Annotated in this window: 14 protein-coding genes; 13 read left to right on the top strand and 1 reads right to left on the bottom strand. The window is 68.5% G+C overall.

The annotated features are described in order from the left end of the window. Positions 1–11 precede the first annotated feature (11 nt). Entirely contained in the window at positions 12–1,298 is a 1,287-nt protein-coding gene (thrC, locus tag V3B48_RS03195; protein WP_329893158.1) for a threonine synthase, read from the top strand. 159 nt (positions 1,299–1,457) lie between these two features. On the opposite strand, the gene V3B48_RS03190 is transcribed toward thrC, so the two are convergent. Then, on the bottom strand, positions 1,458–2,210 hold the full coding sequence (locus tag V3B48_RS03190) for a helix-turn-helix domain-containing protein (RefSeq protein ID WP_032127414.1): 753 nt from the start codon (positions 2,208–2,210) through the stop codon (positions 1,458–1,460). A gap of 127 nt (positions 2,211–2,337) precedes the next feature. Here V3B48_RS03190 and hisS point away from each other — a divergent pair, with 127 nt between their 5' ends. The 12 genes from hisS (at position 2,338) to V3B48_RS03130 (ending at position 13,741) form a co-directional block, all read left to right on the top strand. Continuing rightward, on the top strand, positions 2,338–3,735 hold the full coding sequence (gene hisS / locus V3B48_RS03185; protein ID WP_014037003.1) for a histidine--tRNA ligase: 1,398 nt from the start codon (positions 2,338–2,340) through the stop codon (positions 3,733–3,735). After that, entirely contained in the window at positions 3,732–4,028 is a 297-nt protein-coding gene (locus V3B48_RS03180; RefSeq protein ID WP_329893157.1) for a hypothetical protein, read from the top strand. Before hisS ends, V3B48_RS03180 begins: the two co-directional genes overlap by 4 nt. Before the next feature lie 494 nt (positions 4,029–4,522). Further along, positions 4,523–4,831 carry a YerC/YecD family TrpR-related protein gene (locus V3B48_RS03175; protein ID WP_088025802.1) on the top strand — a complete coding sequence of 103 codons (309 nt, stop codon included), beginning with the start codon at positions 4,523–4,525 and terminating at the stop codon, positions 4,829–4,831. Between the two features lie 34 nt (positions 4,832–4,865). Next, a complete protein-coding gene (gene hisG / locus V3B48_RS03170; RefSeq protein WP_164081162.1) occupies positions 4,866–5,777 on the top strand; it encodes an ATP phosphoribosyltransferase in 912 nt (303 codons plus the stop codon). Then, complete coding sequence (hisD, locus tag V3B48_RS03165) at positions 5,774–7,069, top strand: histidinol dehydrogenase (RefSeq protein WP_329893156.1); 1,296 nt, start codon at positions 5,774–5,776, stop codon at positions 7,067–7,069. The genes hisG and hisD overlap by 4 nt, the downstream gene beginning before the upstream one ends. Beyond that, the gene (hisC, locus tag V3B48_RS03160; RefSeq protein ID WP_329893155.1) at positions 7,066–8,160 is read left to right on the top strand and encodes a histidinol-phosphate transaminase; all 1,095 of its coding nucleotides are present in this window, start codon (positions 7,066–7,068) and stop codon (positions 8,158–8,160) included. The genes hisD and hisC overlap by 4 nt, the downstream gene beginning before the upstream one ends. Beyond that, entirely contained in the window at positions 8,157–9,230 is a 1,074-nt protein-coding gene (hisB, locus tag V3B48_RS03155; protein ID WP_329893154.1) for a bifunctional histidinol-phosphatase/imidazoleglycerol-phosphate dehydratase HisB, read from the top strand. The genes hisC and hisB overlap by 4 nt, the downstream gene beginning before the upstream one ends. Continuing rightward, complete coding sequence (hisH, locus tag V3B48_RS03150) at positions 9,227–9,829, top strand: imidazole glycerol phosphate synthase subunit HisH (RefSeq protein WP_329893153.1); 603 nt, start codon at positions 9,227–9,229, stop codon at positions 9,827–9,829. Before hisB ends, hisH begins: the two co-directional genes overlap by 4 nt. Next, the gene (hisA, locus tag V3B48_RS03145) at positions 9,826–10,560 is read left to right on the top strand and encodes a 1-(5-phosphoribosyl)-5-[(5-phosphoribosylamino)methylideneamino]imidazole-4-carboxamide isomerase (RefSeq protein WP_329893152.1); all 735 of its coding nucleotides are present in this window, start codon (positions 9,826–9,828) and stop codon (positions 10,558–10,560) included. The genes hisH and hisA overlap by 4 nt, the downstream gene beginning before the upstream one ends. Then, a complete protein-coding gene (gene hisF / locus V3B48_RS03140) occupies positions 10,554–11,330 on the top strand; it encodes an imidazole glycerol phosphate synthase subunit HisF (protein WP_329893151.1) in 777 nt (258 codons plus the stop codon). Before hisA ends, hisF begins: the two co-directional genes overlap by 7 nt. Then, positions 11,320–11,940, top strand: coding sequence for a bifunctional phosphoribosyl-AMP cyclohydrolase/phosphoribosyl-ATP diphosphatase HisIE (gene hisIE, locus V3B48_RS03135; protein ID WP_106467882.1), 621 nt, complete (start codon positions 11,320–11,322; stop codon positions 11,938–11,940). The genes hisF and hisIE overlap by 11 nt, the downstream gene beginning before the upstream one ends. A gap of 211 nt (positions 11,941–12,151) precedes the next feature. Further along, positions 12,152–13,741 carry a calcineurin-like phosphoesterase family protein gene (locus tag V3B48_RS03130; protein ID WP_329893150.1) on the top strand — a complete coding sequence of 530 codons (1,590 nt, stop codon included), beginning with the start codon at positions 12,152–12,154 and terminating at the stop codon, positions 13,739–13,741. Positions 13,742–13,767: the final 26 nt, after the last annotated feature.

The following is a 13,767-nucleotide window of genomic DNA, read 5'->3' as shown; positions in this document are numbered from 1 at the left end:
ATACCGAACCCATGCAATTTGTTTCGACCCGCGGCCAGTCTCCGGCCGTTGGCCTCAGCGCGGCGATCGCCGCCGGATTGGCGCCTGATGGTGGGCTGTACGTTCCGCAGATGCTGCCGGCGCCACGCGAGCTACAGGCCGGGGCGACCCTGGCCGATACCGCCGCCGATCTGCTGATGCCGTTCTTTGCTGGCGACGCGCTGGAGTCTGCACTGCCATCGATCTGCCGCGAGGCGTTCGACTTTCCGGTACCGCTGCGCCCGCTGGGCGACGGTGACCATGTGCTGGAGCTGTTCCATGGGCCGACGGCGGCGTTCAAGGACATCGGCGCGCGCTTCCTGGCCGGTACGCTGTCGCGGCTGCAGGCCGGCAAGGACCGCGATCTGACGATCGTCGTCGCCACCTCCGGCGATACCGGTGCCGCCGTTGCGGCGGCGTTCCATCGCCAGCCCGGCGTGCGCGTGGTGGTGCTGTATCCGGATGGCCGCGTATCTCCGCGCCAGGCGCATCAGCTCGGCTGTTTCGGCGACAACATCCAGGCCCTGCGTGTGGCGGGTGCGTTCGACGATTGCCAGGCGATGGTCAAGCAGGCACTGGCTGACCGCGAACTGCAGGCGCAGGTGCCGTTGAGCTCGGCCAACAGCATCAGCCTGGGCCGACTGCTGCCGCAGATGAGCTATTACGCGCATGCGGCGTTGAGCCACTACGCGGCGCATCGTCGCCGGCTCAATCTGGTGGTGCCGACCGGCAACCTGGGCAATGCGATGGCGGCCGTGCTGGCGCGCGGGCTGGGCGTGCCGATCGGTCAGATCGTGCTGGCCACCAATGCCAATGCGGTGCTGCCGGCGTACTTCAATGGCGGCGACTACCAGCCGCAGGCCAGTGTGGCGACGGTGGCCAATGCAATGGATGTGGGGGCGCCGAGCAACTTCGAGCGACTGCGCTGGCTCTACCACGGCGACGACGCGGAACTGCGTGCTGCGTTCCGCGCGTTCGCGGTGGATGACGTGACCATCCGCGCGACGATTGCGGCAGCGCATGCCAGCCGCGGCGAGCTGTTCTGCCCGCACACGGCGACGGCGGTGAAGGTGCTGCAGGACCTGCGTGCTCGCGGTGCCAAGGGCGACTGGGCGGTGGTGGCCACGGCGCATCCGGCCAAGTTCGAGGCCGTGGTCGAGCCGCTGATCGGCGAAACGGTGGCGGTGCCGCCTGCACTGGATGCGTTGCTGCAGCGGCCGGCGCACGCCGAACCGTTGGCGGCCGATTACGCGGCATTGCGTGAGGTACTGCTGCGCTGAGCGGAGAGGGACGCGGTTGCCGGGCCGCGGGAGGGGCCCCAGCGGGGGGGGGGGGGAGGAGGACGGGGGGGGGGGCGGGCCCCGGGCCCCGCCCCCCGGGTGGGGGGTGGAGCCCCCGCCCCCCCCCGCCCCCCCCCAACCCCACGGACCGCGATGCGGTCAGATCAACCCTTCACCGGCCAGCGTACGCAGCCCATCCTCGTCGAGGATCTCCACCACGTTCAGGTGGGGCAGGGCGATCAACCCCTGCTGGCGCAGCTTGGTGAAGGTACGGCTGACCGTTTCCATGGTCAGGCCCAGATGGTCGGCGATATCGCCGCGGCCCATCGGCAGCGATACGCGCAGGCCGTCGCCGCCCAGCTTGGCCTCGCGCGCGGCCAGGCGCAGCAGGAAATCGGCCAGCTTCTCGGCCGGCTGCAGGCGCGCCAGTGCCAGCGCGGCGTCCTGCGCGGCATCCAGTTCCTGGCAGGCACGCTGCAGCAGCTTGCGCTCCAGGTGCGGGAAACGGCTGCGCAGTGCCTTCATCTGTGGCAGCGCGACGCGGCAGACGCGGCTGTCGGCGATGGCCTCGATGTCGTAGCGATGGTGGTCGCTGCCGCTCAGGCCCAGGTAGTCGCCGGGCAGCACGAAGCCGTTGATCTGACGGCGGCCGTCGGCCAGGGTGCGCACTAGGCGAAGTGCGCCGCCGGTCAATGTATAGACATGGTCGCGCTCTTCACCGGTGCGGGCCAGTGTGCTGCCCATGCTGACCTGCTGCGAGACGGTGACCTGCTCCAGCGCCTGCACTTCATCGGGCGACAGCGCCGAGCACACCGCAAGGTGGCGAACCGAGCAGTGCAGGCAGTCCAGCGTGGTGCAGGACGGCGAGGCGGGATCGTTGGTGGCGGGCGGAGCGCCGGAAGGCCGTGACATGTTGCGGGGGGCGTATCGCGGGCGGGGAGGGCCTTATGATACTTCAAGCGGCCGTTCGACCCTGCCCGTGGCGGGGGCGCTAGAATGTCGCCCCCTCCCACGTCCCGTTCCAGCAGGAGTTCCGCCCGTGATCAAGCCCCGTACCCCGCCCGGCACCCTTGAACTGCTGCCGCGCGAGCAGATTGCGTTCCAGCGCATGCTGGACGTCATCCGCCGCAACTACGAGCGCTTCGGGTTCCTGCCGGTGGAGACGCCGGTGTTCGAGCTGTCCGACGTGCTGCTGACCAAGTCCGGTGGCGAGACCGAGCGCCAGGTGTACTTCGTGCAGTCCACCGGGGCGCTGGCGAACGCGGCCGAGTCGGGCGATCGCTCGCTGCCGGAAATGGCGCTGCGCTTCGACCTGACCGTACCGCTGGCGCGCTACGTGGCCGAGCACGAACACGAACTGACCTTCCCGTTCCGCCGCTACCAGATGCAGCGCGTCTACCGCGGCGAGCGCGCCCAGCGCGGCCGTTTCCGCGAGTTCTACCAGTGCGACATCGATGTGATCGGCAAGGACAGCCTGAGCGTGCGTTACGACGCCGAAGTGCTGGCGGTCATCCACGCGGTGTTCTCGGAACTGCGCATCGGTGACTTCAGCATCCAGCTGAACAACCGCAAGCTGATGCGCGGCTTCTTTGAAAGCCTGGGTGTGGCCGAGGGTGAGCGCCAGCTGGCGGTGCTGCGCGAAGTGGACAAGCTGGACAAGCGCGGCGCCGATTATGTGCGCGAGACGCTGGTGGGCGAGGGCTTCAACATCCCGGCAGAACAGGTCGAGAAGATCCTGGCGTTCGTCGCCGTGCGTTCGCAGGGCCATGCCGATGCGCTGGCGCAGCTGGCCACGCTGGAAGCCGACGCCGGTTCTTCGGAGATCCTGCGTACCGGCGTCGCCGAACTGCGCGAAGTGCTGCAGCTGGTGCAGGCGCTGGGCGTGCCGGAAACCGCGTATTGCCTGAACTTCTCCATTGCGCGCGGCCTGGATTACTACACCGGTACCGTCTACGAGACCACGCTGACCGACCACCCGCAGATCGGTTCGATCTGCTCGGGCGGCCGTTACGAAGACCTGGCCAGCCACTACAGCAAGTCCAAGCTGCCGGGTGTGGGTATCTCCATTGGCCTGTCGCGTCTGTTCTGGCAGCTGCGCGAGGCCGGCCTGATCGACGGCATCGAAGCCAGCAGCGTACAGGCGCTGGTGGCGCTGATGGACGAGCAGGGCATGCCGCAGTCGCTGGACATTGCCCGCCGCCTGCGTGCCGGTGGCATCAACACCGAAGTGCAGATGGAGCCGAAGAAGATCGGCAAGCAGTTCCAGTACGCGGCCAAGGCAGGCATCCGCTTCGTGGTGCTGGCGGGTGAGGATGAACTGGCGCGCGGCGTGGTGGCAGTGAAGGACCTGCTGCGCGAGCAGCAGTTCGAAGTCTCCCGCGACGAGCTGGCCAGCACCCTGCTGGTGGAGCTGGAGCAGTCGAAGGCGATGGTGTGAAGCCTGCCGCCGCAGGAGTGCTGAGCGTGCTTCTGTTGGCGGGCTGCCAGAGCGACCCGGCGCTGCACAGCACGCGGATCGGTCTGGACCAGTACCGGCTGCAGGTTGATCGTTGCCATGTGATCGACAGAGCGCAGCTGGAGAGTGACCTGCAGGCTTTGGCCTCGCAGAAGTGCACGGCAGGTGTGGGGGCGTTGGAAAACGTTCAGTCCCGGCTGAGCCGGCAGGGCAGCCTGTTCGGCGAATGCCTGCGGCGCGGCGCGCTGCAGGCGGAGGTGCGCTGTATGCCCTGAGTCGGGCCAGGTGGTTGATTTAAAAGTAGAACGCCCGCCCTTCGGTGGGCGTTTTGCGTTTGTGGAAAACAGCAGTCGAGCACGGCTCGACTCTACAAAAGCCGGTTCCGATCAGTTTCCCAGCGAGATCCAGCAGATCGCGGCCAAACGTCGAAGGTGGGGTGGGTCCGGTTGAGGGGGCGTGAGCGCCATGGATGGCGCGACCGGGCTTACATGGGTGAGGGCGCTTTGCTCGTGAAGCATTGCTTCGCAAGCGCCCGAACGCACAGCCGCCAGCGGCTGGGCCGGGCCCCGTAGGGGTACTTGCAGCGCCCCCCTCAACCGGATCCATCCCGCCAACCCTCGGGAAACCAGCTTTTGCTGTTGCTCTGGCTCTTGCCTCTGCGGGTGCAGGGCAGCAGCCCTGCGGCCCCCTCAATCCTCGATTTGACGCACTGCGCAAGAATGCGTTAATGTACTAACGCGCTATTACATTGATGCATGGAAACGACCCCGTGAAAGCCCGCCCCGAGATTGCCGCCAAAGACCCGAAGGCCGACCTGGAAGCCCTGGCCCAAGCCTTTGCCGCCCTGCGCGAGCCGGAACAGGTCGAAGCCTTCCTGCGTGATCTGTGCACCCCGGCCGAGCTGGAAGCCATGGCCGACCGCTGGAAAGTGGTGCCGCTGCTGCAGCAGGGCGTGCCGTACCGCGAGATCCACGAGCGCACCGGCGTCAGCGTGACCACCACCGGACGGGTGGCACGCACGCTCGAGCATGGCCATCGAGGCTATGCCGCCGCCATCGACCGCCTTGCTTCGCGCTGATCCGCGCCCCGTTCCGAACTTCGAGACCTCCCCCATGAGTGCAACCCAGGCAGCGCCGGCACGAGACCGGTTGCGTATCGCCATCCAGAAGAGTGGCCGGCTGGCCGAACCCGCGCGCAACCTGCTCAGCGCCTGCGGCCTGAGCTGGCGCGAGAGCCGCGACAAGCTGTTCTGCTACGGCGAGTCGCTGCCGGTCGACCTGCTGCTGGTGCGCGACGATGACATCCCGGGCCTGATTGCCGACGGCGTCTGCGACCTCGGCATCGTCGGCCGCAACGAGCTGGACGAACAGGCCGCCGCGCGGCGCCAGATCGGTCTGCCGGATGCCTACCAGGCATTGCGCGGGCTGGGCTTCGGCCAGTGCCGGCTGATGCTGGCGGTGCCCGAGGAATGGCAGTGGCAGGGTCCGGCGCAGCTGGCCGGCACCCGCATCGCCACCAGCTATCCGGCCATCCTCAAGCAGTGGCTGGCCGATCAGGGCGTGGACGCACAGGTGGTCGAGCTGTCCGGTTCGGTGGAAATCGCCCCGCGCCTGGGCACCGCCGACCTGATCTGCGATCTGGTCTCCAGCGGCGCCACCCTGCGCGCCAATCAGCTGACCCCGGTGCACAACCTGCTCGACAGCGAGGCGGTGCTGGCCGGCGCGGTGCGCGCGCCGGATGATGCACGTGCATCGCTGCGCGCGATGCTGCTGCGCCGCCTCGACGGCGTGGTTCAGCGCCAGGACCGCAAGCTGTTGATGTTCCGTGCCAGCGAGGACCGCGTCGACGCGCTGGCGCAGCTGCTGGCCGATGCCGAGCCGTTGGTGCGGTTGCCGGCCGATGGCGGTGCGCTGCGCCTGCAGACCATGTGCCCCGGCCCGCTGAGCTGGCAGCGCATGGAGGAACTCGAGCGCGCGGGTGCGCAGGGTCTGATGGTACTGAGCGTGGAGCGGTCGCTGGCATGAACCGTCTGATCTGGTCCCGACTTGATGAGGCCGCGCGCAGCGCGGCATTGACCCGCCCGGTGCAGACCGTGGCGCAGCAGACCCGTGACGCGGTGGCGGCCCTGATTGCACAGGTGCGCGCGCAGGGCGACGACGCATTGCGTGCGATTACTGCACGTTTCGACCGTGTCGAGCTGGCCTCGTTTGAAGTTTCCGAAGCCGAATTCGCCGCTGCCGAAGCCGCCGTGCCCGCCGAACTGCGACAGGCGATGGTCGAAGCCGCCGAACGCATCGCGCGCTTCCACGCCGCTGGCATGGGCAAAGGCTATGCAGTTGAAACCGCGCCGGGCGTGGTCTGCGAACGCATGTTGCGTCCGATCGGCCGGGTGGGCCTGTATGTGCCGGCGGGCAGCGCGCCGTTGCCGTCCACCGCGTTGATGCTGGGCGTTCCGGCGCGGCTGGCCGGCTGCCCGCAGGTGGTGCTGTGCACGCCGCCGCGCGCCGATGGCAGCGCCGATCCGGCGGTGCTGGTAGCCGCGCGCCTGACCGGCGTGCAGCGCGTGTTCAAGCTGGGTGGTGCGCAGGCGATCGCCGCGATGGCCTATGGCACGGCCAGCATTCCGGCTTGTGACAAGCTGTTTGGGCCCGGCAACAGCTTCGTCACCGAAGCCAAGCAGCAGGTCGCACAGGATGGCGCCGCCGCCATCGATATGCCGGCTGGTCCCTCCGAAGTACTGGTGATCGCCGATGCCGGCGCCAATCCGGCGTTCGTTGCCGCCGACCTGCTGTCGCAGGCCGAGCACGGTCCGGATTCGCAGGTACTGCTGCTGACCGACGCCCCCGCGATGCTGGCGGCGGTCGAGGCAGAGGTGGAGCGCCAGGTGGCCCTGCTGCCGCGCCAGCAGATCGCGCGACAGGCGTTGTCGGCGTCGCGGCTGATCCAGGTCGATTCGCTGGACGAGGCCTTCGCGATCAGCAACCGCTATGCGCCCGAGCACCTGATCCTGGCCCTGCGCGATCCGCGCGCGTGGCTGGACAAGGTGCAGGCGGCCGGCTCGGTGTTCCTGGGCGATTACACCCCCGAAGCGCTGGGCGACTACTGCAGCGGCACCAATCACGTGCTGCCCACCGCCGGTGCCGCGCGTGCCTACAGCGGTGTCAGCGTGGCCAGCTTCCAGAACCTGATCAGCGTGCAGAGCGCCAGCGCTGCTGGACTGGCGGCAATCGGCGGCTGTGCGCGCATCATCGCCAGCGCCGAAGGGCTGGATGCGCACGAGCGTGCAGTGGCCCTGCGCATGGAGGCCGCCGCATGAGCGCCGCCATTGATGAAGTGCTGGCGCTGGTGCGCCCGGATCTGCAGGCCTTCGCCGGCTACAGCTCGGCGCGCAGCGCGGCGGTGCAGGGCGAGGTCTGGTTGAACGCCAACGAGTCGGCCTGGGCCAATCCGGCTGATGCGGCGGGCAACAGCCGGCGCTATCCGGAACCGCAGCCGCTGGCGTTGCGTGAGGGCCTGGCGGCGCTGTACGGCGTGACGCCGCCGCAGCTGCTTATCGGCCGTGGCAGCGACGAAGCCATTGATCTGCTGGTGCGTGCCCTGTGCGTGCCGGGCCGCGATGGTGTGCTGGTCACGCCGCCGGTGTTTGGCATGTACGCGGTCTGCGCGCGCCTGCAGGGCGCCGCACTGATTGAAGTGCCCCTGGTGGATACCGAAGACGGCCTGCGTGCCGATCTGGATGCTGTGATCGACACCGCCAGGGCACGCAATGCCACGCTGGTGTTCCTGTGCGCACCGTCAAACCCGGCCGGCAGCGATATCACCCTGGACGAGGTCAAGCGCGTGGCGGTTGCCTTGCGTGGGCAGGCGCTGGTGGTGGTGGACGAGGCCTATGTCGAGTATGCGCAGCGCCCGTCGGCGACCACGTTGCTGGCCACGCATGCCAATCTGGCAGTGCTGCGCACGTTGTCGAAGGCGCACGCACTTGCGGCCGCGCGCATCGGCACCCTGATCGCCGCGCCGGAACTGATTACCGTACTGCGGCGCTGCCAGGCGCCGTACCCGGTGCCGACCCCGTGCGCCGAGCTGGCCGTGCAGGCGCTGCAGCCGGCCGCACTGGCACGCACCGCCGAGCGCGTAGCCACGGTCATTGCCGAGCGCGAACGCCTGTTCGCGGCGCTGCCAGGCCTGCCCGGCGTTCGTCGCGTGTACCGCTCGGCCGGCAACTACCTGCTGGTCCGCTTCGCTGATGCGCAGGCAGCGTTCGACACCTTGCTGGATGCCGGTGTGGTGGTGCGCGACCAGCGCGCCGCGCCGCAGCTGGGTGATGCACTGCGCATCAGTATCGGCAGCCCCGAAGAGAATGACCGCGTGCTTGCGGCCCTGTCGGCGCGGAGGGCCGCAGCATGACACCAATCCTGTTCATCGACCGCGACGGCACCCTCATCGAGGAGCCGTCCGATTTCCAGATCGACGCCTACGAGAAGCTGCGCTTCGTGCCGCAGGTGATTCCGGCGCTGCTGAAGCTGCGCGATGCCGGCTACCAGTTCGTGATCGTCACCAATCAGGATGGCCTCGGCAGCGACAGCTACCCGCGCGCCAGCTTCGATGGCCCCAACGACCTGATGCTGCAGATCTTCGAAAGCCAGGGCATCTCCTTCCGTGACGTGCTGATCGACTGCAGCTGGCCGCAGGACAATGCGCCCACCCGCAAGCCGGGCATCGGCCTGATGACCGCTTACCTGCAGGACCGCAGCATCGACTGGGCGCGCTCGGGCATGGTTGGTGACCGCATCACCGACCTGCAGTTCGCCGACAACCTCAACATCCGTGGCTTCCAGCTGCGTACTGAACAGTTCGGTGGCGAGTGGGACTGGCCGGGCATCGCCCACGCACTGGCCGACGCGCCACGCATCGCGGTGGTCCAGCGCAACACCAAGGAGACGAAGATCCGCGTTGAACTGGATCTGGACCGTGCCGGTGATGCGCGCATCGCCACCGGACTGCCGTTCTTCGACCACATGCTGGAACAGATCGGCAAGCACGGCGGGTTCGCGCTGGACATCCAGGCCGAGGGCGACCTGCACATCGACGAGCACCACACCATCGAGGACACCGGGCTGGCGCTGGGTCAGGCCCTGCGCGAGGCGCTGGGCGACAAGCGTGGCATCGGCCGCTACGGCTTCACCCTGCCGATGGACGAGACCCTGGCCAGCGCTGCGCTGGATTTCAGCGGCCGCCCCTATTTCGTGTTCGAGGGCGAGTTCAAGCGTGAGCGCGTGGGCGATATGCCGACCGAGCTGGTGCCGCACTTCTTCCGTTCGCTGTGCGACGCCAGCGGCCTGAACCTCAACCTGCAGGTGCGCGGCGACAACGACCACCACAAGGTCGAGGCCTGCTTCAAGGCACTGGCGCGCGCGCTGCGCCCGGCATTGGCCCGCCAGGGCAGGGCACTGCCGAGCACCAAGGGGGCGCTGTGAGCGACGTTGCGCTGATCGACGCCGGCGGTGCCAACCTGGGCTCGGTGCGCTACGCATTGGAGCGCCTGGGCGCGACGGTGCGGCTGGTGCGCGATGCGGACGGTCTGGTCGGTGCGCAGCGGGTGATCCTGCCCGGCGTCGGCGCCGCTGGTCCCGGCATGCAGCGCCTGCATGCGCAGGGCCTGGTGGAACCGCTGCAGCGACTGGAGGTGCCGCTGATGGGCATCTGCCTGGGCATGCAGCTGCTGTTCGAGCGGTCCGAGGAGGCCGGCGTCGAGACACTGGGATTGATTCCGGGCGTGGTGCGCAAGCTGGTACCGGCCTGTGGCATCCGTGTGCCGCACATGGGCTGGAACCGGTTGCTGCCATTGCGCGAATCGCTGCTGCTGCAGGGCGTGCCGGAGCGCGCCAGCGCCTATTTCGTGCACAGCTATGCGGCACCGCTCAACGCCCACACGGTAGCCGCCTGCGATCACGGCGGCCTGTTCACCGCGGTGGTGGAGCAGGGGCGCTACTTCGGCGCGCAGTTCCATCCCGAGCGCTCCGGCGATACCGGTTCGTTGATGCTGCGCAATTTCCTCGAGGGCACTGCTGCATGAGTTTCATCGTCTACCCCGCGCTGGATATCCGTGATGGCCGCGTGGTGCGGCTGCGCCAGGGCGACTACGCGCAGGAAACCTCCTATGGCGACGATCCGCTGCCGCGCACGCAGGCCTTTGCCGCGCAGGGCGCGCAGTGGATGCATCTGGTCGACCTGGACGCTGCGCGTGCCGGTGGCTACACCCTTGCGCCGCTGCTGGCGTCGATCCGTGCGCAGACGCCGCTGCAGGTGCAGACCGGCGGTGGCGTGCGCGGCCGCGACGACGTGGCGCGCATCCTCGATGCCGGCGCCGGCCGCGTGGTGGTGGGTTCGCTGGCAGTACGCCGCCCCGACGAAGTGGTCGGCTGGCTGCAAGAGTTCGGTGCCGAGCGCATCACCATCGCGCTGGATGCCCGCCAGGATGCCCAGGGCCAATGGCAGCTGCCGGTGCACGGCTGGACCGAGAACGCCGGCGTGACCCTGGATGACCTGGCCCAGCGTTATGCGCGTGCCGGCATGCGCCACCTGTTGTGCACCGACATCGCCCGCGACGGCATGCTGGCCGGGCCCAACATCAGCCTCTACCAGCACCTGTCGGCGCTGCTGCCGGGCGTGGCCGTGCAGGCCTCCGGTGGCATCCGTGACGTGGCCGATGTGACCGAGGCCCGTGCCGCCGGTTGCGGCGGCGCGATCCTCGGCAAGGCGCTGCTGGAGCAGCGCATGGACCTGGCGGAGGCGCTGGCATGCTGAGCCGCCGCATCATTCCGTGCCTGGACGTGCGCGATGGCCGCGTGGTCAAGGGCGTGCGCTTCCGCGACCACGTCGACATGGGCGACATCGCCGAGTTGGCGCAGCGCTATCGCGACCAGGGGGCGGACGAGCTGGTGTTCTATGACATCGGCGCCAGCCCCGAGGCGCGTTCAGTCGACGTCGCCTGGATCGAGCGCATCGCACGCCTGATCGATATTCCGTTCTGCGTGGCCGGTGGCATCGACAGCGTGGAAACTGCGCGCCGCGTGCTGTTCGCCGGTGCCGACAAGGTGTCGATCAATTCGCCGGCGCTTGGCCGCCCGGAGCTGATCACCGAGTTGGCAAACGAGTTCGGCGTGCAGTGCGTGGTGGTCGGTGTCGATTCGGTTCGCGAGGCGGATGGCCAGTGGCGGGTCCGCCGTTTCAGCGGCGACCCGGGCAAGACCCAAGCGGTGGCGCTGCGCACGCTGGACTGGATTGTCGAAGCACAACGGCGTGGCGCAGGCGAGATCGTGCTGAACTGCATGGACAGCGATGGTGTGCGCCGTGGCTACGATGTCGCGCAGCTGCAGCAGGCGCGGGCACTGTGCCAGGTACCGCTGATCGCCTCCGGCGGTGCCGGTGCGATGGAGCACTTTGCCGAGGCCTTCGACCAGGCCGACGTCGACGGCGCGTTGGCGGCCAGTGTGTTCCACAGCGGCGCCATCGCCATTCCAGAATTGAAGCGCTACCTGCGCGGACAGCAGATCGAGGTGCGGGATGTCTATTGAAGTGAGGCCGTCGCTGGATGCGCTGCAGGCGCTGGACTGGGGCAAGGGCGACGGCCTGCTGCCGGCGGTGGTGCAGGATGCCGACACCCTGCAGGTGCTGATGCTGGGCTATGTCAGTGCCGATTCGCTGGCGGCCACGCTGGCCATCGGTCACATGACCTTCTTCAGCCGCAGCAAGCAGCGGTTGTGGACCAAGGGCGAGCAGTCCGGCAACGTGCTGGTGGTGCAGTCGATCAGCGTCGACTGCGATGCCGATACGCTGCTGGTGATGGCGCGCCCGGCCGGGCCGACCTGCCACACCGGTGCCGAGAGCTGTTTCGACCAGGCGCCGAAGGATTTCCTGGGCGGGCTGGGCCAGCTGGTGGCGATGCGTGAGGCACAGCGCCCGCCGGGCAGCTACACCACCAGCCTGTTCGAGGGCGGCATCCGCCGCATCGCGCAGAAGGTGGGCGAGGAGGGCGTGGAGACCGCATTGGCCGCCGTGGCGCAGGATGACGAGGCGTTGCTGGGCGAGGCCTCGGACCTGCTGTACCACCTGCTGGTGCTGCTGCGCGCGCGCGGGCTGTCGCTGGATGATGCGCGGGCGGTGCTGGAAAAGCGTCATCGTTGAAGAGCGGTAGTGGGGGGGGGGGGGGGGGGCGCGCCGGCGGGGGGGGGGGGGGCGGGGCGGGGGCTGGCGCGGCGGCGGGCCGCCCACCTGTGGGTGGTGGGGGGGGGGGGGGGGGCCCCCCCCCCCCCCGCCACTACCGGCAATGCGCCACAGCGTGCGCGATGTCATCAACGGAATCTACAATAGGCGGTCTTTCTTTCCCGGACCGCCCATGAAACTGCCTGCCGCCTGGCTGTGCTGCCTGTTGCTGACCTCGCCGGCCTGGGCCGCGGATACCGTGGTCAGCGGCAAGGTCTACCTGGAGCGCGACGGCAAACCCGGGCGCGGTGCGACCGATCCGGGCCTGGCCGGGGTGCAGGTCTCCAACGGCGAGGCCATCGTCAAGACCGCCGCCGACGGCAGCTACAGCCTGCCGGTGCGCGACGGCCAGACCGTATTTGTGATCAAGCCTGATGCGTACGCCTTCCCGAAGGCCACCGACGGCCTGCCTTCGTTCTGGCGCCACTACCGCCCGAACGGTTCACCGGCACTGAAGTACGGTGGCATCGCCGCGACCAGCGACGTCACCCGCAACTGGGATTTCGCCCTGCAGTCGGATCGCCATGACAGCCGCCGTGGTTTCCAGATGCTGGTGTTCACCGATTCGCAGACCGCCAGCCTGAAGGACATCGGCTACTACCAGCAGTCGATCGTGGCGCCGCTGGTTGGCCAGACCAGGGCGCGCATGGGCACCACCCTGGGTGACATCGTCAACGACGACCTGACCCTGTACCCGGCGATCAACAAGGTCACCACCGAGCTCGGTGTGCCGTGGTTCCACGTGCCGGGCAACCACGATCTCGACTTCGATGCGGCCAGCGACGAACACTCGCTGGACAGCTGGCGCAACATCTACGGCCCGGACACCTATGCGGTGGAAGAGGGTGGCGCCAGCTTCGTGTTCCTGGACGACGTGGTCTACGACCCCAAGGCCAAGCCGAAGTACATCGGCGGCCTGCGCGAGGACCAGTTCGCCTTCCTTGCCAGTTACCTGAAGGGCCTGCACAAGGACCGCCTGCTGGTGCTGGGCATGCACATCCCGTTGTTCGACGCGGCGCCGGGGCGCGAGACCTTCCGTCACGCCGACCGCCAGCGCCTGTTCGATCTGCTGAAGGACTTCCGCAACGTGCTGGTGCTCAGCGGCCACAGCCACACCCAGCAGCACGTCTACCACGGCAAGGCCGAGGGCTGGAACGGCGACAAGCCGCTGCACGAATACAACGTCGGTGCCAACTGTGGTGCGTTCTGGTCGGGCGTCAAGAATGCCGCCGGCGTGCCGGACAGCACCATGAGCGACGGCACGCCGAAGGGCTATGCATTGCTCGACGTGGCCGGCAACGGCAGCTATCGCCTGCAGTACCGCGTGGCCGGCCAGCCGGCCAGCGAGCAGATCGGCCTGCATGCACCCAAGGTGCTGCGCCAGGGCGCCTACCCGGCCTGGGGCATCTATGCCAACGTCTACATGGGCGAGGACGCGAGCGTGGTCGAGTACCGCGTGGATGGCGGCGCCTGGCAGCCGATGAAGCAGGTCAGCCAGCCCGATCCGCGCCTGATGGTGGAGAACGTGGCCGATGATCTGGCCAGCAGCCTGCGTGGCTACGACCGTTCGCCGGAGGCCACTGCATCGCCGCACCTGTGGCGCGGCGCGTTGCCGACCGATCTGGCCGTGGGCAGCCACAAGGTCGAGGTACGATCCACCCAGCCTGATGGTGCAGTGTTCACCGCCACCACCAGCTACAGCCTGCAGACTGCCCAGCCCTGATCCAAGGGCGTCGCTGCCCAACGCGA

This window comes from Stenotrophomonas sp. SMYL20 (assembly GCF_036320045.1).
GTDB classification, from domain to species: domain Bacteria; phylum Pseudomonadota; class Gammaproteobacteria; order Xanthomonadales; family Xanthomonadaceae; genus Stenotrophomonas; species Stenotrophomonas maltophilia_A.
The sequence above is the reverse complement of the archived record's forward strand: the minus strand, read 5'-3'. Positions and strand labels throughout refer to the sequence as shown.